Here is a 21415-nt window from a genome sequence, read left to right as displayed (position 1 = left end):
TTTTACAAAAAAACACTACAAATAAGAAATCCAAAAAAATATGATTAAACATTTTCTTACTCTCGAATGGAAATCTTTTGTTAGGTCTGCTTCATTTAAAACCAATTTAGCGTTTAAAATATTCATGGCATTACTATTCTTATATTTTGCTTCCATGTTTGTTTTGGCTGGTTTTGGTGCTTTTTACGGACTAAAAAAAGCGGGGTTAGAACCCTTACAAACGGTAAATAAGTTTATCATTTACTATTTATTTGCCGATATGATGATGCGTTATTTTTTTCAAAAAATACCTACGCTAACCATTCGCCCTTTATTAGTTCTTCCTATTAAAAAAAATACGATTGTTCATTTTTCTTTAGGAAAAACAGTTTTAAACTATTTTAATACCACTCACGCTTTCTTTTTTATTCCTTTTAGTATTATATTGCTATACAACGATTACAATATATTAGGTGTAATCAGTTGGCATTTAGGAATTTTAACCTCTATACTGTTTATTAATTTCTTAAACATTTTAATCAACAATAAAGACCTGCTTTTTGGTATTGTAGCAACGATTATCATAGGATTAGTTGCATCTCAGTATTATAATTTATTTGATATTACTGTTTACACACAACCCTACTTTCAAGCGCTATACGAAAATATAATTATGGTATTATTGCCAATTGCAGTACTAGTACTTATCTATTATTTCACCTTTAATTTCTTTAAAAAAGATTTAACTTTAGATGAAAGGCTGCATATTAAAAAGAATTTAGCCACTACAGAAGATTTAACTTGGTTAAATCAGTTTGGAACTTTAGGCACTTTTTTAAAAAACGACATCAAACTGTTAATGCGAAATAAACGAGCAAAAACAACTTTATATATGAGTTTATTTTTCTTGTTTTATGGTTTTATATTTTTTCCGCAAGAAATTTATAAAAACTCGGTAATGCAAGCATTTGCTGCGGTTTTTGTAACAGGTGGCTTTCTAATTAACTTTGGACAGTTTGTACCTAGTTGGGATAGTTCTTATTATCAGCTTATGATGACACAAAGTATTTCATACAAAGAATACTTGAATTCTAAATGGTGGTTAATGATTATAGGAACAGCAATTAGTATGCTATTGGCGTCCTTTTATATTTACTTTGGTTGGGATATTTATATTACGATATTAGCAACAGGTATTTACAATATTGGATTTAACTCCTTTTTAGTATTATTCACCGGTGCTTATACTAGAACTGCAATTGACTTAGAATCGGCAAAAGGAGCTTTTGGCGATAAGAAAGCATTTAATTTTAAAACCTTATTATTCTCATTACCGCAAATGGTTATTCCAATTTTACTGTTTGGCGTAGGAATTTTAGCAGACAATATTTATATAGGAATAGCATTAATTGCTCTTGTTGGAATATTAGGCTTGCTTTTCAAATCGAGACTTTTCTTACTTATTGAAAAAATTTATAAGAAAGAAAAATACGCTACAATAGTTGCATACAAACAAAAAAATTAATTTAATTATACTAAATTATCATGATACAAGTAAATAATCTTACAAAAAAATATAACAACACTACTGTTTTAAATATTCAGGAACTAGAAATTCCAAAAGGACAAAGTTTTGGTCTTGTGGGAAATAATGGCGCTGGAAAAACAACATTTTTTAGCTTGTTATTAGATTTAATTGAACCAACAACCGGTGGAATTATCAATCATACTATTCAAGTAAATACCAATGAAAATTGGAAAAAATTCACTGGTGCTTTCTTAGACGAGAGTTTTTTAATTGGCTATTTAACTGCTGAAGAATATTTTTATTTTATTGGTGAATTACGTGGACAAAACAAGGCAGATATTGATGCTTTACTAAAGAAATATGAAGAATTTTTTAATAACGAAATTCTAAACACCAAAAAATATCTTCGCGATTTATCGAAAGGAAACATGAAGAAAGTAGGCATTATTGCTACTTTAATTGGAAATCCGGAAGTAGTTATTTTAGATGAACCTTTTGCAAATTTAGATCCAACAACTGTAAATAGATTAAAGAAAATTGTAAAAGAACTAGCAGAAAATCCAGATGTAACTGTATTAATTTCCAGTCATGATTTAATTCATACTGTAGAAGTTTGTAATCGTATTGTAGCGTTAAACAAAGGTGAAGTGGTTAAAGACATTATGACTTCGGAAGAAACTTTAAAAGAATTAGAAGCGTTTTTCGCTGTGTAACACTATAATATTTTATACTTTTATAATCGTAAGTTTAACTACTTGCGATTTTTTTTTGAAAATAATTTAAAGTCGTCCCAACCTTTTACCAACTTTTCTGCTCTATATAAAAAAGCGAAGTCAAGAACAAGAACAATGTCAAGTTCAAGTACAAGTACAAAAAGTAAAAAAATTTGAACATTGAATTTGAACTTGAGTTTGAATTTTGACAATAAAAACATTTTATGGATGTAAAACACATACAAGGCTGCCGAAAACAACACCGCGATGCGCAACGCTTGGTGTATGAAATTATGGCACCAAAACTCTATCGTTTGTGCAAACGGTATTTAAAAAAAGAGGAAGAAATTGAAGAAGTGTTGGCCGATGCTTTTTTTACCATTTTCACAAAAATAGAACAACTAAAAGAAGATTTGGCTTTTGAAGCTTGGGCAAGAAAAATAACAGTGAACAATTGTCTATTACAAATTAAAAAGAATATCAACTTTAATTTGTATTTGGAAGATGTGAGTTACAATTCGCAACCTTTAGCAGATGAAGTTACTGATTTAGAAGAAGAAGATTTGCTCAATTTACTAAATTATATTCCAGATGGATGCCAAACGATTTTTAATTTGTTTGTGATTGAAGGCTATTCGCACAAAGAAATTGCTGAGCAACTTGGTATAAGTGAAGGAACATCGAAATCGCAATTGAATGCCGCTAAGAGTAAATTAAAAGAATTGGTAAGAACTTTTTATTATCAAAAAGCAAAATAGTCATGGGAACAGAAGAAAAATTATATAAAAAAATACAACAAGCTGCCGAAAATGCCGAGCAGAAAGACTTTCCTGGTATGGAAAAGATTTGGGCGCGTGTGGAAGATAAATTGGAAACACAAACCCTGAAAAAGGAAAAACATTTGTGGAAAAAATTAGCAGTAGCAGCATCGATAGTTTTAGTTGGAACACTAACTTTTTTCTTACTACAAGAAAAAGAAAATGTTGTTCTCCCAATAAATTCAATTACTACGATTGACACCACAAAAAACAATATTCCAATGCCAGAATCGGCAAACGGATTAGTAAATACAAATCCTGTAATTAAAAAAGAAGCCCAACAAATTTTACAACAGCAAATCGTAATTCAAAACAACATTGTAATTAATGATACCATAAATTATAAATCAAAGAAAGAAGTTTTGCTCTTGGCTCCTATTGCTATGGAAGAAGTTCAAGAAATGGCTAAATCGAGTTTGGTTCCGAATTATAATAATAACATTTCAAATTCAGCTTCAATGAATAATGTTGGCTATTTGGCTAAAGGAAAGCGTTATGATGTTACTATGAATTTAGCAGAAACTACTCAGGAAAAAGACAAAGAAGCAGCAAATGATGATTTAGTTCTTATTGATGGAAAATTGAGTAAAAAATCGCTTTCTAATTTAGATTCTGACAAAATTGAATCGATTATAGAACTAAAAGAACCTATTTATTTTATTAATGGAGAAGAATACTCGGAAGAATCGCTATTTGGAGAAAATCCTACAAGTCCATACGCGCCTTTGAACAAACAAAAAATCGATACAATTGAAGTCATCCAACCTGCAGATGCTGTAAAAATTTACGGTAAAAAAGGAGAAAAAGGAGTGGTTATAATTTCAATTAAGAAGTAAAAATTCAATGTCAAATTCAAAAATCAAAACATAAAAACATAAAAATGAAAACTTTCAAATACACACTAACAATTGTTGTACTATTTATAGTAAATATCACTTTTAGTCAAGATAAGAATGTAAAAATTGTTTCCAAAAAAAACGATCCATTAATTGTAGTAAACGATTCCATCTTAAAATATGAAGTTATAGAATTCTTAAATCCAAATGATATTGAATCGGTAACCGTTTGGAAAGATGAAAAAGCCAAATCGATGTATGGAGAAAAAGGAAAAAATGGTGTTATTGTTATTACAACTAAAAATATTTCGAAAAGAAAACTTAGAAAAATTTACAAACAATACAAAAATGAACTTTAAACTAATTCTCATTTCTTTTCTTTTCACTTTAGCATCCCAAGCACAAGAGAAAAAACAAACAGAGACAGCCAAAATCGAAATTAATTCAAGCACTAAAACCATTTATGTTTTGGGCGGAATTGCATCTGTAATCACCAAAGAAGATCTGGCTTTTGCAAAAAAATACAATATTCAATTTCACGATTTTGGATGTATTGCTCCTACCAATTTTAAAGAATATGAAACTAAAAATGCTATGGTTTTTGAATACTTAAATAAAACTTTTGGTAAATTATGGCAAAAAGAAATTAAACCCAGTGTTTTAGGTTTTGAGAAATGGTTAAATCGTAAATAAAAATGAAATCAATTATATTTTTTTGGTGAAATTCTAATTGGATTTAACTTTTCAAACGCATAGCCTATTTTCAACAATTTATCTTCTTCAAATGGTCTTGTAATAAATGTAATTCCAATAGGTTCACCTGAATCATTATAACCCATTGGTACTGTTAAACAAGGATATTTAGCCATTGCAGCGTGCCCTGAATTATAATTATTAATTGATAAAATGGCGTCTAGATTATGTTTTTTAATTGGAGTTTCAAAAAACGAAACGGCTTCAGTATGAAAGGTTTTTTTTAATTTTTCAAAATCTTCTTCAGAAATAGTTTCCGCTACAATTCCTTCAAACAAAGCTTGACCGTAAGGGATTCGAGAAATTGTATCTTTTTTATTGAAAGCAACAAAATCATCAACTGTTTTAAAGTTTTCATAAACTGAAGAATACGATTTTAAATATTTAGGCAAATCTACTTTCATATCGGCATTTAAAAAAGTAACAAAACCGCTAAAATTTACATTTTGAGATTCAATTTCAATAATTTCTGCTCCTTGTAATTTTAAATTTTCTATAGTTTGTTTATAAACCGCATTATCTAAATACGATTTAAAAATACCAAATCGTTTACCTTTTAATTCGTTCTCTGAAAAACTCGACCAAAAATTTGTATTTGAAGATTTAACTGAACTTTCATCCTCATTATCATAACCCATAATTGCAGAAAGTAAAATTGCAGTATCAACAACGTTTTTAGCCATTGGACCTGCCGTGTCTAAAGTAGATGAAATAGGAATAATTCCAGTTCTACTCACTTTACCTATGGTAGGCTTAAGTCCTACTAAAGAATTTTGACTAGATGGTGAAATAATAGAGCCCGATGTTTCTGAGCCAACAGCGGCAACAGCATAATTTGCGGCAACAGCAACACCGCTTCCTGAACTCGATCCACCAGTATCAAAAATTGTTCTTCCATACGGGTTTAACGTTTGTCCGCCAATTGCACTATAACCACTAGGACAACTATCACATAAAAAATAAGCCCATTCACTCAAATTTGCCTTGCCTAAAACAATACCACCCTTAGCAATAAGTTGTTTTACAATAAAAGCATTTTGACTCGAATTATTTTTTAAAGCGACTGCACCTGCTGTAGTTGGCATTCCCTCTGCATTAATATTATCTTTAAGTAAAATTGGCATTCCATAAATTGGATGGATTTTTTTTTGGCTTCTTTTGAGATCACATTGTCTTGCCTCTTCTACTGCATTGTCGTTTATTGAAATAATTGCATTTAAAAAAGTTTCTTTATCGCTTTCAAACTTCAAAATTCTATACAAATACCATTTTGTTAATTTTTCGTAATTCAACTTTTTATTATCAATACTGTTTTGAATACTTAAAATATTTTTATCTAAAATATAAGGAAGTAATTCAATATAGTCTTCTTCACTAAAATCGCCAATTTGATTATAAATTGATTTAAAAATTTCATTCTTATCCAAATTTTTAGATTGAATAAGTTTAAAGCGCATTCTTTCATTCTCATTAGTAGCAAAATTTTCTATTTGAGATGTCTCATCGTAAGGAGTCCATACTTTATTTGGAATACTATTCTTAGAACAAGAGAAAAAAGCAAAAACGATTATTAAATAACTATATTTCATGTTTATAAATTCTAGATGATAACAAATATATCAAAATAAATGAAACAAATAAAAAACAAAAAAAGCTCCAAATGGAGCTTTTTAACTATTTACGTTTAATCGAAAATTATTTCTCTATCTCTTTTAAAGAATCCATTTTCTTATGCGCTAAGAAACCTTTGATGTCTTCGAAATGTTCTTTCACGCGTTTATGTCCAAATTCAAATACTTTTTCGGCTAAACCGTCTAAGAAATCACGGTCATGCGACACTAAGATTAAGGTGCCATCAAAATCACGTAAAGCATCTTTAATAATGTCTTTGGTTTTCATATCTAAGTGATTCGTTGGCTCATCCAGAATTAAAACATTTACAGGTTCTAATAATAATTTAATCATGGCCAGACGCGTTTTTTCTCCACCAGAAAGCACTTTTACTTTCTTTTGAATATCGTCACCTTTGAACATGAATGCACCTAATAAATCTTTGATTTTCGTACGAACATCGCCAACGGCAATTTGGTCTATCGTTTCAAAAATAGTCATTTCACCATCTAATAACGAAGCCTGATTTTGCGCAAAATAACCAATTTGAGCATTATGTCCTACTTCTAGTTTTCCATCAAAATCAATTTCGCCCATAATTGCTTTAATCATGGTTGATTTTCCTTCACCATTTTTCCCAACTAAAGCTACTTTTTGACCACGCTCGATTACCATGTTAGCATCTTTGAAAACAACATGGTCGCCATATTTTTTTGATAAACCTTCTACAACCACAGGATATTGCCCAGAACGTGGCGAAGGTGGAAATTTTAATTTTAATGCCGAAGTATCAATTTCGTCCACTTCAATTGGAACAATTTTTTCTAACATTTTTACACGCGATTGCACCGATTCTGTTTTAGAAAAAGTTCCTCTAAAACGATCAATAAACGCTTGATTTTCTGCGATGAATTTTTGTTGTTCGTCGTATGCTTTTTGTTGGTGAATTCTTCTATCTTTTCGTAATTCTAAATATTCTGAATATACGGCTTTGTAATCGTAAATTCGTCCCATTGTAACTTCAATAGTACGATTGGTAATATTATCTACAAAGGTTTTATCATGGGAAATTACCATAACCGCTTTCGCTTGATTAATCAAGAAATCTTCTAACCACTGAATACTTTCGATATCCATGTGATTCGTAGGCTCATCTAACAAAATTAAATCGGGTTTTTTCAAAAGGATTTTTGCTAATTCAATTCGCATTCTCCAACCTCCAGAAAATTCTGAAGTTTGTCTCGTAAAATCTTCACGTTCAAAACCTAACCCTTTTAAAACTTTTTCAACTTCCGCTTCATAATTTACTTCTTCAATTGAATAAAATTTTTCAGATAATTCCGAAACGCGTTCAATTAGTTTCATATACTCATCACTTTCATAATCAGTACGAATGGTTAATTGCTCGTTAATTTCGTCGATTTCTTTCTTCATATCCAATACATCAGCAAACGCTTTTGATGTTTCTTCCATTACAGTACAATCATCTGAAGTTAACAAGTGCTGTGGTAAATAAGCAATTACAGCATCACTTGGCGCCGAAATCACACCACGAGTAGGTTTGTTTTCTCCGGCAACAATTTTTAAAAGCGTAGATTTACCAGCTCCATTTTTACCCATTAAGGCAATTTTATCATTTTCATTAATGGCAAAAGTTACTTCGCTAAAAAGAGTGGTTCCGCCAAATTCTACGGCAATGTCGTTTACTGTAATCATAATGTAAGTTTAAAAGTTTAAGGTTTAAAAGGTTAAAAGTGATTCCTTAAATTTTTGAAGGTGCAAAGATAGATTTAAAATTTGATTTTAGAATGGTAGTAAACGATTTCATAAAATATAGTTAAGTATTTATCAAACTCGAAAAAATCATTTATTTTTACTTTTTAAATCCGAAAAAATGAAAATCAAAACTTTACTTTTATTTTCAGCATTAACAAGTGCTGTTTCCATACAATCACAAGACAAAAACAAAACCGCTATGAATCCGTTTTTTGAAACGTATACCACGCCTTATCAAGTTCCTCCATTTGATTTAATTAAAAATGTGCATTTTAAACCGGCTATTTTAGAAGGAATTAAAAAACAAGAAGCCGAAATTAACGCTATCGTTTCTAACAAAGAAAAAGCAACGTTTGATAATACGGTTTTGGCCATGGAAAATTCGGGAAAATTACTTTCAAAAGTAAGTACCGTTTTCTATAATCTAAATAGTGCAAATACGAATAAAGAAATTCAAGCTATTGCAAAAGAATTAGCACCCAAATTATCAGCTCATAACGATAATATTTATTTGAATGATGCTTTATTCAAAAGAGTAAAAACGGTTTGGGACAACCAAAAGAACTTCAATTTAAATAAAGAGCAAGCTAAAATTTTAGAAAATTTATATAAAAATTTTATTAGAAGTGGTGCTAATTTATCTGAAGAGAATAAAAAAAGATTAAGAGAAATTAATTCAGAAATGGCGGTTGCTACATTAAAATATGGTCAGAATATTTTAGCAGAAACCAATGCGTATGAATTAGTAATTGCTGATAAAAACGATTTAGCCGGATTGCCAAATGAACTTATTGAAACTGCTGCTGCCGATGCTAAATCTAGAAAAAAAGAAGGTAAATGGGTATTTACTTTGTCAAATTCGAGTGTTATGCCATTTTTACAATATAGTTCGAATAGAAAATTGCGTTCAGAAATTTGGAATGCTTACCAAATGAGAGCAAACAATAATAATGATAAAGACAATAAAGAACTTGCTATTAAAATTGCCAATTTAAGAGGTGAAAAAGCGCGTTTATTAGGCTATGCTACTCATGCGGATTATGTTTTAGAAAAATCGATGGCTAAAAATCCGGAAACGGCAATTAAATTATTGAATGATTTATGGGTTCCTGCTTTAAATATGGCTAACAAAGAAGCCGCTGACATCAAAGTAATGATGCAAAAAGACGGAATAAAAGATGATGTTCAACCTTATGATTGGAGATATTATACTGAAAAAATTAGAAAAGAGCGTTTTAATTTAGACGAACAAGAAATGAAACCTTACTTTAGTTTAGAAAAAACAAGAGAAGGTGTATTTACCGTTTGTAAAAATTTATACGGATTAGAGTTCAAACAATTGAATAATGTTCCTAAATACCACGAAGATGTAACCGTTTGGGAAGTAACAGAAGCTAACGGAAGTCACGTTGGAATTTTATATATGGACTTTCATCCGAGAGCTTCAAAAAGAGGTGGCGCTTGGATGACTTCTTATCGTTCTCAAAAAATGGAAAACGGTAAACGTATTGCTCCTGTAGTTTCTATTGTTTGTAATTTTACTAAACCTACAGAAAATGCTCCGGCTTTATTGACTTTTGATGAAGTAAGTACTTTTTTCCATGAATTTGGACATGCTTTACACGGCTTATTATCGAATGTAACTTATGAAAGTTTAGCAGGCACAAGCGTTCCAAGAGATTTTGTAGAATTACCATCGCAAATTATGGAAAACTGGGCTTCTGAACCTGAAGTAATGAGAATGTATGCCAAACATTATAAAACAGGTGAAGTAATTCCGGATGCTTTAATTGAGAAAATGCAAAAGGCAGGCACTTTTGATCAAGGATTTATAACAACTGAATATTTAGCTGCTTCTTTATTAGATATGGCATATCATACTCAAAAATCGGCTATTACAATAGATGCTGAAACATTTGAAAAAACAGCAATGAACAAAATTAATTTGCCTGCAACAATTATCTCAAGATACCGAAGCACTTATTTTAACCATATTTTTGCCGGAGGTTATTCAGCAGGATATTACAGTTATATTTGGTCGGGAGTTTTAGATACTGATGCTTTTGAAGTGTTTAAAATTAATGGTTTATTTAATTCTGATTATGCCAAATCGTTTAGAACAAATGTTTTAGAAAAAGGCGGAACAGAAGATCCAATGGAATTGTACAAAAGCTTTAGAGGCGCTGCACCAAGTGTGGAACCATTATTAAGAAAAAGAGGTTTAGATCAAGTAAAATAAAAACCAAAAAGCTCCTGAAAATTCAGGAGCTTTTTGGTTTTATTGTGTTCACAATTTATAAACTCATTCTAAATTCTTCCAAAACAGGACTAATTTTACCATAATAACGTTCGTCTACAAATAATTCAACGGCTAAATCGGTATTACCAAAACCTGCCAAACGAGCCGATTGTAAATTGTCTTTTTTTACAACTTCTACTCCTACTTCTTCAATTTTTTGTTTCAATGCATCGGCAAGAATTTCACTTCCCGAAAAAACTTTCATTATTCCCATATTGTTTTTATTTAATCTTCCATTTCAAAAAAAAGTGGTTCAATCATAATTCTATCAGCTAAGATTTCTACTCTTTCTGTAATTTGAGAACAGAAAAACAAACGTTGCGTTTTTTCGGCACTCATAGATAATCTTTGAATAATTGAATCTTCTCTTTTTCGTAGCATTTCTTCTACATCATCAACTACAAACATTTTAATGGTATTCATATTAAATCCGGCAGAAGAAAACATATCATTAATTCGGATAGGAGTTCCAATTAAAACATCCATTCCTAACGAAATTTGATTTTTATCGTAATCTATATCTCCTTTTTCATGAACACCAAAAACCCTTAAATTGTTATAGTGATTCAACTTTTTAAACTGTTCTACAGCTTCAATCACTTTTTCTTTATTTTGAACCAAAACCAAAGCACGTGTACTTTCGCCAATTGGTTTATCCATTCTTTGAATAACATTTAATAAAATAGTAGTGGTTTTACCCGAACCGCTAATCGATTGGATAACAGCATCTGCTCCACTTTTAATAGTAGAAAATGTTTCTTGTTGCATTTCATTAGCTTCGATTAAATCATTTTCAATCAATGCTTTTTGAAGATTTGGATGTATTTTTTTTAATTGCATTTTATATTTAGTAATTAGTGAATAGTGATTAGTAATTAGCAAACCATTCACTAATTACTAATCACAATTCACTTTATATTATTTACTCGCAAACAGTTTTACGTCTTGTTCTGAAATTTCATTTCCGCCTAAAATTATTAAGCGTTCAACCACATTTCTTAATTCTCTTATGTTTCCTGTCCAATCGTATTCTTGTAATAATTTAATAGCTGATTTTGAAAAGGATTTTGGAGAAGTTCCTTGCTCAGAAGCAATCTTTACTGCAAAATGTTCAATTAATTCAGGAATATCATCTCTTCTTTCATTTAAAGCCGGAACTTTAATTAAAATAACTGCTAAACGATGATATAAATCTTCTCTAAATCTTCCTTCTTCTATTTCCTTTTTTAAATCTTTATTAGTGGCAGCAACTACACGAACATTAACTTTAATGTCTTTGTCTGCTCCTACTCTTTGAATTAAATTTTCTTGTAAAGCTCGTAAAACTTTTGCTTGAGCAGGTAGACTCATATCGCCAATTTCATCTAAAAAAATGGTTCCGCCATCTGCTGCTTCAAACTTTCCAGCTCTATCTTTGACTGCCGAAGTAAACGCTCCTTTAACATGACCAAATAATTCGCTTTCAATTAACTCTGAAGGAATTGCAGCACAATTTACTTCAATAATTGCAGCATTAGAACGTTGACTTCTTTCATGCAATTGATGAGCTACTAATTCTTTACCTGTTCCATTTGGACCCGTAATTAAAACTCTAGCATCTGTTGGAGCTACTTTATCAATCATGGTTTTAATATGATTAATGGCTTCGCTATTTCCAATCATTTCATAGTTTTTAGAGACTTTCTTTTTCAAGATTTTGTTCTCAACAACTAATTGTTTTTTATCTAAAGCGTTACGAACTGTATTTAACAAACGATTTAAATCAGGTGGTTTTGAAATATAATCAAAAGCGCCTAAACGCATTGTATTTATAGCGGTTTCTAAATCGCCATGACCTGATATCATGACCATAGGAATTTCGGGCTTTATTTTTTTAATCGCTTCTAATACCTCAACACCATCCATTTTTGGCATTTTAATATCGCAAAGAATTAAATCATAATCTTCATTTTTAACTTTTTCTACACCTTGTAAACCATCTTCTGCTTCATCTACTACATAAGTGTCATTTTCTTCAGAAAGTATTTTAGTCAATACTCTTCTGATCGCGGCTTCGTCTTCTATGATTAATATTTTTGGCATATAATTTTATTTACTGATTTATAATACGAATATCTCTTTGTGGAAAAGGAATAGCTACTTTATTTATTTTAAACGATTCGTCTATTTTAAAGCGAATATCACTTTGAATTCTTGGACTTTTCATTCCGTTTGCAACGTAAAAGTAAACTGAAAAATTAAGTGATGAATCTGCAAAATCTTCAAAAAGTACAGTTATACTCTCTGGTTCTATTACGCCTTCTGTTTCTCTTGCAGCCTCAATTAATAATCGCTTTACTAAATTTACATCACTTCCATATGCTACTCCAACCGAAACTTGTTCTCTATTAGTAGTGTTATTTTGAGTCCAGTTAAATAATGTTTCTATCATAAATTTATGATTAGGTATAACCATAACTCTATCGTTTCTTGTAACAACGCGGGTTGTTCTTAATTTAATTTCTTTAACTTCTCCCACTTTTCCATCTACTTCAATAATATCACCAACATGTAATGATTGGTCCAAAATAATTAATATTCCTGAAATTAAATCTTGAAAAAATGTTTGAAGTGCAAAACCAATTCCAACAAATAAAGCGGCAGAAGCTGTTAAAAACACACTCATATTTACACCACAAGAATGCATGGTAAACATAAATACTAAAACATAAACTACGTATTTTATGAATTGAAAAACACTAATAAACTTATTTGAATCTTCTAATGGAAGTTTACGAGTAACTATTTTTCTAATAAACTTAAGTACAATTGTTGTAACAAATAAAACAAAAATTAATAACAATAAATTTGCAACAGTAAAATCTATAGTTTTAGTGTCAATTAACTTTAATTTTAGTATTTCTAAAATCTGCTTAAGCATTATAATTTTAGTATTTTAACCATTTATACAATTCTTTCCAAGTTGGTTTTTTTCCGTACATTAAAATACCTACACGATAAATTTTTGCTGCAAACCAGACTACAAAGATAAACGTTCCGTACAATAAAACTACAGAAAGTGCTAATTGCCATAATGGCACTCCAAAAGGAATACGCATAAGCATTACAATTGGTGATGTTAATGGAATTAATGAAAATACAACAGCCACTGTTCCGTGTGGATCATTGATAACCGTTAAAAAGCCAACATAAACCGCTAACATTAATGGCATTATGATTGGCATTAAAAACTGCTGCGAATCGGTTTCTGAATCTACTGCTGCACCAATTGCGGCATAAAACGAACTGTATAAAAAGTATCCTCCAATAAAGAAAACTATAAATGAAATTAAAATAGTAGCTACTGGAATTTCATTTATATATAATTGAAATTGGCTAATGATATTGGAAGCCATTTCAGCTTGTTCTGAATTAATTTGTGATGTTGCAACTGTTTCCTGATTGCCCCCCATAAGAAAGAGAACTGCAAACATTATAGTGCCACCTAATACAATCCAAATTAAAAATTGTAAAATTCCGGCTAATGATGTTCCAATAATTTTCCCCATCATCAATTTGAAGGGTTTTACAGAGGAAATAATAATTTCAATAATACGATTGGTTTTTTCTTCAATTACACTTCGCATTACCATGTTTCCATAAATAATAATGAACATCATGATTAAATAGCCGAAAGCGAAACCGATGATAATTTTAACTAATGTTAAATTTTTCAATCCGTCTTCTCCTGAAAATTTTGCAAACTGAATTTCCGATTTTATTTTAGCTTTTTCAATAATCTCTGCATCAAAACCTAATTTTTTTAAATTTTCTTTATTCAATTTCGTGTCAATCGTTCTTTGCAACGCCATTAAGAAATCCATTTTCGGACTATCATCAGAAATATAAGTCGTTTTTGTAGCTAATTCTTCGATGTTTTGCACTTCTGGAACATAAATTAAACCTTCAAAAGCATTTCTTGAAGAATCTTTTGCTTTCTCGTAAGACAAACTGGAAAGGTTAACATACTTAATATCTTCCGAAATTTTAAAATCGTTTACAAACACATTCGCTCTATCGTGAACTCCAATGGTTTTTACATCGCCTTTGTTTACACTTGATAAATAAGCGATAAAAAAAGTCATTCCTACAATCAATAACGGACCTAAAAAAGTCATTACGATAAATGATTTATTACGCACTTTTGCAATAAATTCTCTTTTGATAATTAAAGATAATACGCTCATAATTATTGACTAACGGTTTGAATGAATATATCGTTTACACTCGGAATTTTTTCAACAAAATGTGTTACTTGACCAAATTGGGTTAAAATGGAAAGTAATTCATTTGAACTATTTTGTCCTAAATGCACTTCTAATTTTAAATCATTATTTAGTGATTTAAAATTGGTTTGATTTAAAGTGAATTTCTGAGTTAGTTGTAACATTAACCCTTCAACGTTATTGGTAATTACGCCAACCTGAAAAGTATTGGTACGATGTTGTCTTTTAACGTCGTCTAGTTTTCCTTCTATTAATTTGTTTGATTTATGAATTAAAGCAATGTAATCGCACATTTCTTCTACCGATTCCATTCGGTGTGTAGAAAAAATTACCGATGTTCCTTTTTTATTCAATTCGATGATTTCATCTTTAATTAAATTCGCATTTACAGGGTCGAATCCAGAGAAAGGCTCGTCTAAAATTAGTAATTTAGGATTGTGCAAAACAGTAACTACAAACTGAATTTTTTGTGCCATTCCTTTTGAAAGTTCCTGAATTTTCTTATCCCACCAACCTTGAATTTCTAATTTCTCAAACCAATATTTCAATTGTTTTTTCGCCTCAGCTTCAGGCATTCCTTTAAGTTGCGCCAAATACAAACACTGTTCTCCTACTTTCATAGTCTTGTACAAACCGCGTTCTTCGGGCATGTAACCAATATATTGAACATGTTCTGGCTTTAATTTTTCGCCATCTAACAACACAATTCCGCTATCAGGCATTGTAATTTGGTTGATAATTCGAATAAGGGATGTTTTACCAGCACCATTAGGGCCTAAAAGTCCATAAATACTTCCTTTAGGAACTTGTAATGAAACATTATTTAAAGCGGTATAATCGCCATATTGTTTTACTACGTTTTGTACTTCGAGAATATTGCTCATAAATTGAGTTGATTTTATTTACTTATTAGTAGCTAAAAATAGATTTTGTTACAAAAAAAACCCACCCTTCATTGCTAAAGGATGGGAAAAATTGCTATGAAAAAGAAAAACTCACTCTCCTAAGAAAGTGAGTTTCAAATGTATTAATATTTATTTAATTATGAAAACATATCTTTAACTTTTTCAAAAAAAGATTTGTCTGACTTTTCTGGTTTGGGTATAAAGTTTTCATCTGTAAGCATTTTCTCAAAAAATTGCTTTTGTTCTTTATTTAATGTTTTAGGCGTCCAAACATTTACATGAACAAGCAAATCACCGTTTCCGTAAGAGTTAATGCTTGGGATACCTTTTCCTTTTAAACGAAGAATTTTTCCAGATTGAATTCCTTCTTCAAGTTTAATACGAACTTTACCCGAAACAGTATCAATTTCTTTTGAAACTCCTAAAGCAGCTTCAGGAAAACTAATGTACAAATCGTAATGTAAGTTTTCGCCTTCACGCTTTAAAAACTCATGTTCAATTTCTTCAATGGCAACAATTAAATCACCAGGAATACTGTTAGAACCTGGCGCTTCGTTTCCTTTATTTGCCACTTTTAATTGCATTCCGTCAACCACACCTGCAGGAATTTTGATAGAAACCGTATCGTCTTCTAATAACATGCCTTGTGCATCCGCTCCTGCTGGTTTTTGATCTAAAATTTGTCCTGAACCACTACAAATATGACACGTAGCAGCTGTTTGCATTCTACCTAAAATGGTATTGGCAATTTTCATAATTTGACCAGAACCATTACAGGTAGGACAAGTTCTATATGTTACTCCTTTAGCTTGAACTTTACGTTTAACTTTGACTTTCTTTTCTACTCCATTTGCAATTTCTTCTAAAGTTAATTTCACTTTTATACGAAGATTGCTTCCTTTTACTCTGCGTTGACCTCCGCCACCGCCAAAGCCAGAAAATCCGCCACCACCAAAAGCACTTCCAAAAATATCTCCAAACTGACTGAAGATATCATCCATGTTCATATGTTGTCCGCCACCATAACCGCCACCATCAAATGCTTGGTGTCCGTATTGGTCGTATTTTGCTTTTTTATTTGCATCGCTCAATACTTCATAAGCTTCTGCCGCTTCCTTAAACTTTTCTTCGGCTTCTTTATTACCTGGGTTTTTGTCAGGGTGAAACTCAATTGCTTTCTTACGATATGCTTTCTTAATTTCTTCTGGAGTAGCACTTTTTGAAATGCCTAATATTTCGTAAAAATCTTTTTTCATTTTAAAATATTATAATAATGATTAAAACACGATGAATCGTGTTTCTATGGTAAAAATTATTGTCCGATTACAACTTTAGGGAAACGAATAATTTTGTCTCCTAATTTGTAGCCTTTTTCAATAACGTCTACAATTTTACCTTTTAACTTATCGTTTGGTGCTGGAATTTGTGTAATAGCTTCTGCAAAATCGGCATTAAAAACTTCTCCTGCTTTTATTTCAACTTCTTCTAATCCTTTAGAAATTAAAGTACTTCTTAATTTGTCATGAATTAATTGTACACCTGTAACTAAAGCCTCGTCTTCTGACTTAGAAATTTGAGTCCAAGCTCTGTCAAAATCGTCTAAAACCGGTAACATGGCTTGTAAAACTTCTTGATTAGCCGTTTTAAATAAATCGATTCTTTCTTTTGAAGTTCTACGTTTGTAGTTTTCAAATTCAGCAAAAAGACGTAGGAATTTATCTTTTTCTGCTGCTAAATCTGCTTGTAATTGTTCTTCAACCGATAACTCAGGCGTTGGAATTTCTTGATTTTCTGAAACAATTTCTTCATTAATGTTCTCCTTTTCGATGTTTTCAGTACTTTCTTGACTCATATTTTTGAATATTTTTTTAAACATTTTTACTTTAGTAAATGGGATTGCAAATGTATTGCCAAATGTTTAAAAATGTCAAATTGTCAGGAAAAATTTAATTGAAATTAAATACGTGTGTTTTAGACCCGATAGAAGCGACATCCTTTATTGCTTTTTTTAATGCAATAAAGATATAGCGCATAGCGGGACAACTATTGAACTGAAATGGAATTGTGTTCTTCTGAAAATTATTTTAATAAATCGGTCAAGGCTTTGTCTAAAGACGCAAATTTAAATTGGAAGTTTTCATCTAATAATTTTCTGCAGCTTACATGTTGACTTGAAAACAATATTTCGTTCATTTCACCAAGAATTAATTTCATGGCGAATTGTGGAATATTTGGAAGAAATAAAGGTTTACCAAGTGTTTTAGCAATTGCTTTAGTTAATTCTGAATTTGATACTGGATAAGGAGAAACACCATTGAAAATTCCGGGTAATTTATAATCGATTACGAATTTAAAAATTGAAGCCAAATCGTGAATATGAATCCAAGATTGGTATTGTTTACCCGAACCAAATGCCGCACCAACGCCAAATTTAATAGGCTTTGCCATTTCTTGTAAAGCACCACCATTTTTTGCTAAAACAATTCCAATTCTAATTTTTGAGACAATTATGGATAGTTTTTCGAATTGACTGACTTCGTTTTCCCATTGTTTTACAACATTTCCTAGAAAAGAATCATCAATATCTAAATCGGTCTCATGATAAATAGCATCTAAACTATCTGGATAAATACCAATAGCGGAAGCAGCAACAATTTGTCTTACTTGATGGTGATTTTTTTGAAGAGTTTGATACAATAATCGCGTAGACAAAACTCGACTCTTTATTATTTCTTCTTTATATGAATTAGTCCATTTTTTTGCCACACTAGCACCTGCTAAATGAACAATAACATCTACATTTTCTAACGAATTAATATCGATTTCTGATGTTTTTGGATTCCAATAAAAACCTTTATAATTTCCGTTCGTTACGAGTTTAGATTTTGAAGTAGATAAGTAATGAATAATGTGTCCGTTTTGCAACAACAAGCCTACTAACTCTTGCCCTACTAACCCTGTTGCACCTGTAATTAAAATAGTCATTTCTTTTCCTTTTTTCAAAGTTACAAAGTATACGAAACTAATAGTAGTAAATTAACTTATGTTTAGGATTAGTTGAAGTTGCGAGTTGCTAACTAAATACCAAAATTAAAAAAAACTATAAAATTTTCTAACCTCTAACTTTAACAGTCCATTCAAACTGCATTTCAGAAACCTGCTCTCCTTTTACATTTTTACCAATAGAAGTTAACCAAATAGTTTGACCTTCATTTGTATCGATTGCATTTTGAATGGTTTGCTTAATAACATTACCTTGATTACAAGTAAAAGTAATTCTTCCGGTAGCTTTTTTAGTAAAAACACTTTTATTTTGAGCGACTAACATTGATATGTTCTTTTTACTTTCTTTTATATGTAACATAACTAAAGAACCTGTTGTAAACTCTGCTGCCATTGCCTGAACTGCAAAATACATAGAATTAAAAGGGTTTTGATTAAACCATCTATGTTTAACTGTAACTTCGCAAATTTCTGATGAAATTGACTTTACTCGAACACCACTCCAAAAAGCAGAAGGTAATTTAAAAAAGGTAAAAAAGTTTAATTTAAAAGGTGTAAACTCCATAATTTATTGATTTATTTTGTAAAAATACAAAAAATACTATGCATTCCTACTATTTTTTAAAATGTTAATTTTATGTTAAATATTAGTACTATGCGTTACATAATACCTTCTTTTAGACTTATCTTTGTATAAGAAATTAATAGGTAATCTATTTTTCAATCATCAAATCAATCATTGCGAGAGCAAAAAAAATCAAAAAATGAACAGTTTAATTAAAAAAATCAAAAGGAATTATGAACATTGAAAACACTAAAGCGCAAATGCGAAAAGGTGTTTTAGAATTCTGTATCTTATCTGTCTTAAAAGAAAAAGATGCTTACACTTCTGAAATACTAGATACGCTAAAAAACGCAAAATTACTTGTAGTTGAAGGAACTGTTTATCCTTTATTAACAAGATTAAAAAACGATGGATTATTAAATTATCGTTGGGAAGAATCAACATCAGGACCACCAAGAAAATATTACGGTTTAACTGATGAGGGAAAAGAATTTTTAAAAGAATTAAATGGTACCTGGAAAGAATTAGCAGATGCCGTAAACATAATAACAAGTCAAAACTAAAGGTCATGAACAAAACAATAAGTATAAATTTAGGAGGTTTTTTCTTTCATATAGACGAGGATGCCTATCAAAAATTATCGTGTTATTTTGATGCGGTGAAGCGTTCACTTTCACCTGATGGAAGAGACGAAATAATGAAAGATATTGAAAGCAGAATTGCTGAACTTTTTCAAGAACGTTTAAAAAACGAAAAACAAGTTGTAGGATTACTTGAAATTGAAGAAGTGATTTCGATAATGGGACAACCAGAAGATTATAAAATTGATGATGACAAAACATCGTATCAATCTAATTCTACATCTTCAACCAATTATTATTATCCATCAAAAAGATTATACCGCGATAAGGATAACGGAATGATTGGTGGTGTAATGGCTGGATTAGGACACTATTTAGGAGTAGATGCTTTATGGTTACGTATTCTTATGGTAATTTTATTCTTTGGATTTGGTACAGGCTTATTTGTATATATTGTGTTATGGATATTAGTTCCGGAAGCAATAACTACAACTCAAAAATTAGAAATGAAAGGGCAACCCATAACCATTTCTAATATCGAAAAAAAAGTAAAAGAAGGTTTTGATGATATTACTTCAAAGTTTAGTAATATAGATCATGAGAAAATTGCAAATACTGCAAAATCAGGTGCTACAAAAATAGGTTCTACTATTGAAGAAGTAATAATGACGATTTTTAAAGTTATTGCAAAAATAATAGGTTCGTTTATTGTGTTTTTCTCTGCCATTGCATTAATAGCAATTGTTGTAACCAGTATTATACTTATGTTTTCATCAACAATGCCTGAGAATTACATTTTAAATCATATTAACACTCCTATTGGATTAGAAACGCCTTTGTGGGCACAAGGGATATTGTTTTTATTAGGATTTGGAATTCCGTTGTTTTTCTTATTCATACTAGGATTAAAATTGATGGTAAACAACTTGAGATCAATTGGTAATTATGCAAAATACAGTTTGTTAGCTATTTGGATTATTGCAGTTGGAATCATTATTTCATTAGGAATTAACGAGGCGTCACAATTAGCATTTGAAGGAAAATCAGTTCAAAAAGAAGTGATAGCAATTGCTCTAACTGATACTTTAAAAATTAAATTTAAGAACAATGATTTTTATTCGAAAAATAAATACAGAAATCATGATTTTAAAATAACACAAGACGAAGGTGATAATGAAATTATTTACTCTAATAATGTAAGTATTGAAATTAAAAAAACAGATGCAGCTGCACCCTATTTATTAATTGAAAAATTAGCAAAAGGAAAATCGACTATCCAAGCTAAAAAAAGAGCTGAAAAAATAAAATATAATTTTAAAATTGAAGGCAATACGCTAATTTTAGATAATTACTTACTTACGGCATTAGAAAATAAATTTAGAGGTCAGGAAGTAGAAATATATCTGTATTTACCTAAAGGAACTGTATTTCAAACAGAAGAAAGCTATGGAAATTACGACAGAAGTGATTACGACTTTTTTGATGAAAATGAATTCGACACAAAAAATCCTGTATACAGAGTAGAATCTGACAAAGTTAGATGTTTAAATTGCTCAGATGAAGAAATTGATGATAACATGAGTTTGAAAATTAATGTTGGAGACACGTCGGCTTCTATCTATTACGATGAAAATGGAGTTCTTGTAAAAAAAGTAATTAATACCGAGGAAAATGGCGTAGTGACAACAAAAGAAGAATACATCATTGAAGCAAGTAAAGAAGAAAAAGAAATTTACAAGGAAATCAAATCAAAAAAAAATAAATAGATTTTAAAATAAATAAA

21 protein-coding genes are annotated in these 21415 nt (G+C 30.4%); 9 read left to right on the top strand and 12 right to left on the bottom strand.

What is annotated here, in order from left to right:
• The first annotated feature begins 40 nt into the window (after nt 1-40).
• The 6 genes from GFJ99_RS08235 (at nt 41) to GFJ99_RS08210 (ending at nt 4567) form a co-directional block, all read left to right on the top strand.
• Complete coding sequence (locus tag GFJ99_RS08235; RefSeq protein WP_153208309.1) at nt 41-1504, top strand: DUF5687 family protein; 1464 nt, start codon at nt 41-43, stop codon at nt 1502-1504.
• A 20-nt stretch (nt 1505-1524) separates the two neighbouring features.
• Nucleotides 1525-2220, top strand: a complete 696-nt coding sequence (locus GFJ99_RS08230) for an ABC transporter ATP-binding protein (protein ID WP_153208308.1) — start codon at nt 1525-1527, stop codon at nt 2218-2220.
• Nucleotides 2221-2444: 224 nt separating this feature from the next.
• Nucleotides 2445-2978 (top strand): RNA polymerase sigma factor, encoded by a 534-nt coding sequence (locus tag GFJ99_RS08225; RefSeq protein ID WP_153208307.1) that lies wholly within the window; start codon nt 2445-2447, stop codon nt 2976-2978.
• A 2-nt stretch (nt 2979-2980) separates the two neighbouring features.
• Nucleotides 2981-3874, top strand: a complete 894-nt coding sequence (locus GFJ99_RS08220) for a hypothetical protein (protein ID WP_153208306.1) — start codon at nt 2981-2983, stop codon at nt 3872-3874.
• A gap of 44 nt (nt 3875-3918) precedes the next feature.
• A complete protein-coding gene (locus tag GFJ99_RS08215; RefSeq protein WP_153208305.1) occupies nt 3919-4233 on the top strand; it encodes a hypothetical protein in 315 nt (104 codons plus the stop codon).
• The gene (locus GFJ99_RS08210; protein WP_153208304.1) at nt 4223-4567 is read left to right on the top strand and encodes a hypothetical protein; all 345 of its coding nucleotides are present in this window, start codon (nt 4223-4225) and stop codon (nt 4565-4567) included. Before GFJ99_RS08215 ends, GFJ99_RS08210 begins: the two co-directional genes overlap by 11 nt.
• Nucleotides 4568-4575: 8 nt before the next feature.
• On the opposite strand, the gene GFJ99_RS08205 is transcribed toward GFJ99_RS08210, so the two are convergent.
• Both GFJ99_RS08205 and GFJ99_RS08200 read right to left on the bottom strand, forming a co-directional pair.
• Nucleotides 4576-6216 carry an amidase family protein gene (locus tag GFJ99_RS08205; RefSeq protein WP_153208303.1) on the bottom strand — a complete coding sequence of 547 codons (1641 nt, stop codon included), beginning with the start codon at nt 6214-6216 and terminating at the stop codon, nt 4576-4578.
• 106 nt (nt 6217-6322) lie between these two features.
• Complete coding sequence (locus tag GFJ99_RS08200) at nt 6323-7954, bottom strand: ABC-F family ATP-binding cassette domain-containing protein (protein WP_008253513.1); 1632 nt, start codon at nt 7952-7954, stop codon at nt 6323-6325.
• A 178-nt stretch (nt 7955-8132) separates the two neighbouring features.
• Between GFJ99_RS08200 and GFJ99_RS08195 the strand changes: the two genes are divergently transcribed.
• The gene (locus tag GFJ99_RS08195) at nt 8133-10253 is read left to right on the top strand and encodes a M3 family metallopeptidase (protein ID WP_153208302.1); all 2121 of its coding nucleotides are present in this window, start codon (nt 8133-8135) and stop codon (nt 10251-10253) included.
• 55 nt (nt 10254-10308) lie between these two features.
• Here the strand turns inward: GFJ99_RS08195 and GFJ99_RS08190 are convergent, their stop codons facing one another.
• The 10 genes from GFJ99_RS08190 to GFJ99_RS08145 all read right to left on the bottom strand — a co-directional run bounded on the left by GFJ99_RS08190 (nt 10309) and on the right by GFJ99_RS08145 (nt 19051).
• Nucleotides 10309-10527 carry a DUF2007 domain-containing protein gene (locus tag GFJ99_RS08190; protein WP_008253515.1) on the bottom strand — a complete coding sequence of 73 codons (219 nt, stop codon included), beginning with the start codon at nt 10525-10527 and terminating at the stop codon, nt 10309-10311.
• An 11-nt stretch (nt 10528-10538) separates the two neighbouring features.
• Entirely contained in the window at nt 10539-11153 is a 615-nt protein-coding gene (locus GFJ99_RS08185; RefSeq protein WP_153208301.1) for a DEAD/DEAH box helicase, read from the bottom strand.
• Nucleotides 11154-11231: 78 nt separating this feature from the next.
• Nucleotides 11232-12395, bottom strand: coding sequence for a sigma-54 dependent transcriptional regulator (locus GFJ99_RS08180; RefSeq protein WP_153208300.1), 1164 nt, complete (start codon nt 12393-12395; stop codon nt 11232-11234).
• A 10-nt stretch (nt 12396-12405) separates the two neighbouring features.
• Nucleotides 12406-13233 carry a mechanosensitive ion channel family protein gene (locus tag GFJ99_RS08175; RefSeq protein ID WP_153208299.1) on the bottom strand — a complete coding sequence of 276 codons (828 nt, stop codon included), beginning with the start codon at nt 13231-13233 and terminating at the stop codon, nt 12406-12408.
• A gap of 7 nt (nt 13234-13240) precedes the next feature.
• Entirely contained in the window at nt 13241-14539 is a 1299-nt protein-coding gene (locus tag GFJ99_RS08170) for an ABC transporter permease (protein WP_153208298.1), read from the bottom strand.
• Nucleotides 14540-14541: 2 nt separating this feature from the next.
• Nucleotides 14542-15462 (bottom strand): ABC transporter ATP-binding protein, encoded by a 921-nt coding sequence (locus tag GFJ99_RS08165; protein ID WP_008253520.1) that lies wholly within the window; start codon nt 15460-15462, stop codon nt 14542-14544.
• Nucleotides 15463-15620: 158 nt separating this feature from the next.
• The gene (gene dnaJ, locus GFJ99_RS08160) at nt 15621-16739 is read right to left on the bottom strand and encodes a molecular chaperone DnaJ (protein WP_008253521.1); all 1119 of its coding nucleotides are present in this window, start codon (nt 16737-16739) and stop codon (nt 15621-15623) included.
• A gap of 56 nt (nt 16740-16795) precedes the next feature.
• Nucleotides 16796-17359, bottom strand: a complete 564-nt coding sequence (locus GFJ99_RS08155; protein WP_153208297.1) for a nucleotide exchange factor GrpE — start codon at nt 17357-17359, stop codon at nt 16796-16798.
• Between the two features lie 203 nt (nt 17360-17562).
• Nucleotides 17563-18468 (bottom strand): TIGR01777 family oxidoreductase, encoded by a 906-nt coding sequence (locus GFJ99_RS08150; RefSeq protein WP_203228780.1) that lies wholly within the window; start codon nt 18466-18468, stop codon nt 17563-17565.
• Nucleotides 18469-18595: 127 nt separating this feature from the next.
• On the bottom strand, nt 18596-19051 hold the full coding sequence (locus GFJ99_RS08145) for a DUF4442 domain-containing protein (protein ID WP_153208295.1): 456 nt from the start codon (nt 19049-19051) through the stop codon (nt 18596-18598).
• A 233-nt stretch (nt 19052-19284) separates the two neighbouring features.
• Between GFJ99_RS08145 and GFJ99_RS08140 the strand changes: the two genes are divergently transcribed.
• Together GFJ99_RS08140 and GFJ99_RS08135 are read left to right on the top strand one after the other, a co-directional pair.
• A complete protein-coding gene (locus tag GFJ99_RS08140) occupies nt 19285-19614 on the top strand; it encodes a PadR family transcriptional regulator (RefSeq protein WP_008253526.1) in 330 nt (109 codons plus the stop codon).
• 5 nt (nt 19615-19619) lie between these two features.
• On the top strand, nt 19620-21398 hold the full coding sequence (locus GFJ99_RS08135; RefSeq protein ID WP_153208294.1) for a PspC domain-containing protein: 1779 nt from the start codon (nt 19620-19622) through the stop codon (nt 21396-21398).
• Nucleotides 21399-21415 lie beyond the last annotated feature (17 nt).

It is taken from the genome of Flavobacterium sp. LMO6 (assembly GCF_009495795.1).
In the GTDB taxonomy this organism is placed as follows: domain Bacteria; phylum Bacteroidota; class Bacteroidia; order Flavobacteriales; family Flavobacteriaceae; genus Flavobacterium.
This window is presented reverse-complemented; position numbering and strand designations above follow the sequence as displayed.

Coding starts and splice junctions, on each gene's coding strand:
- GFJ99_RS08230 (WP_153208308.1), top strand. CDS start 1,525: ATGATACAAGTAAATAATCTTACAAAAAAATATAACAACACTACTGTT.
- GFJ99_RS08165 (WP_008253520.1), bottom strand. CDS start 15,462: ATGAGCAATATTCTCGAAGTACAAAACGTAGTAAAACAATATGGCGAT.
- GFJ99_RS08155 (WP_153208297.1), bottom strand. CDS start 17,359: ATGTTTAAAAAAATATTCAAAAATATGAGTCAAGAAAGTACTGAAAAC.
- GFJ99_RS08135 (WP_153208294.1), top strand. CDS start 19,620: ATGAACAAAACAATAAGTATAAATTTAGGAGGTTTTTTCTTTCATATA.
- GFJ99_RS08170 (WP_153208298.1), bottom strand. CDS start 14,539: ATGAGCGTATTATCTTTAATTATCAAAAGAGAATTTATTGCAAAAGTG.
- GFJ99_RS08210 (WP_153208304.1), top strand. CDS start 4,223: ATGAACTTTAAACTAATTCTCATTTCTTTTCTTTTCACTTTAGCATCC.
- GFJ99_RS08215 (WP_153208305.1), top strand. CDS start 3,919: ATGAAAACTTTCAAATACACACTAACAATTGTTGTACTATTTATAGTA.
- GFJ99_RS08205 (WP_153208303.1), bottom strand. CDS start 6,216: ATGAAATATAGTTATTTAATAATCGTTTTTGCTTTTTTCTCTTGTTCT.
- GFJ99_RS08225 (WP_153208307.1), top strand. CDS start 2,445: ATGGATGTAAAACACATACAAGGCTGCCGAAAACAACACCGCGATGCG.
- GFJ99_RS08220 (WP_153208306.1), top strand. CDS start 2,981: ATGGGAACAGAAGAAAAATTATATAAAAAAATACAACAAGCTGCCGAA.
- GFJ99_RS08180 (WP_153208300.1), bottom strand. CDS start 12,395: ATGCCAAAAATATTAATCATAGAAGACGAAGCCGCGATCAGAAGAGTA.
- GFJ99_RS08185 (WP_153208301.1), bottom strand. CDS start 11,153: ATGCAATTAAAAAAAATACATCCAAATCTTCAAAAAGCATTGATTGAA.
- dnaJ (WP_008253521.1), bottom strand. CDS start 16,739: ATGAAAAAAGATTTTTACGAAATATTAGGCATTTCAAAAAGTGCTACT.
- GFJ99_RS08175 (WP_153208299.1), bottom strand. CDS start 13,233: ATGCTTAAGCAGATTTTAGAAATACTAAAATTAAAGTTAATTGACACT.
- GFJ99_RS08235 (WP_153208309.1), top strand. CDS start 41: ATGATTAAACATTTTCTTACTCTCGAATGGAAATCTTTTGTTAGGTCT.
- GFJ99_RS08145 (WP_153208295.1), bottom strand. CDS start 19,051: ATGGAGTTTACACCTTTTAAATTAAACTTTTTTACCTTTTTTAAATTA.
- GFJ99_RS08190 (WP_008253515.1), bottom strand. CDS start 10,527: ATGGGAATAATGAAAGTTTTTTCGGGAAGTGAAATTCTTGCCGATGCA.
- GFJ99_RS08150 (WP_203228780.1), bottom strand. CDS start 18,468: ATGACTATTTTAATTACAGGTGCAACAGGGTTAGTAGGGCAAGAGTTA.
- GFJ99_RS08140 (WP_008253526.1), top strand. CDS start 19,285: ATGAACATTGAAAACACTAAAGCGCAAATGCGAAAAGGTGTTTTAGAA.
- GFJ99_RS08195 (WP_153208302.1), top strand. CDS start 8,133: ATGAAAATCAAAACTTTACTTTTATTTTCAGCATTAACAAGTGCTGTT.
- GFJ99_RS08200 (WP_008253513.1), bottom strand. CDS start 7,954: ATGATTACAGTAAACGACATTGCCGTAGAATTTGGCGGAACCACTCTT.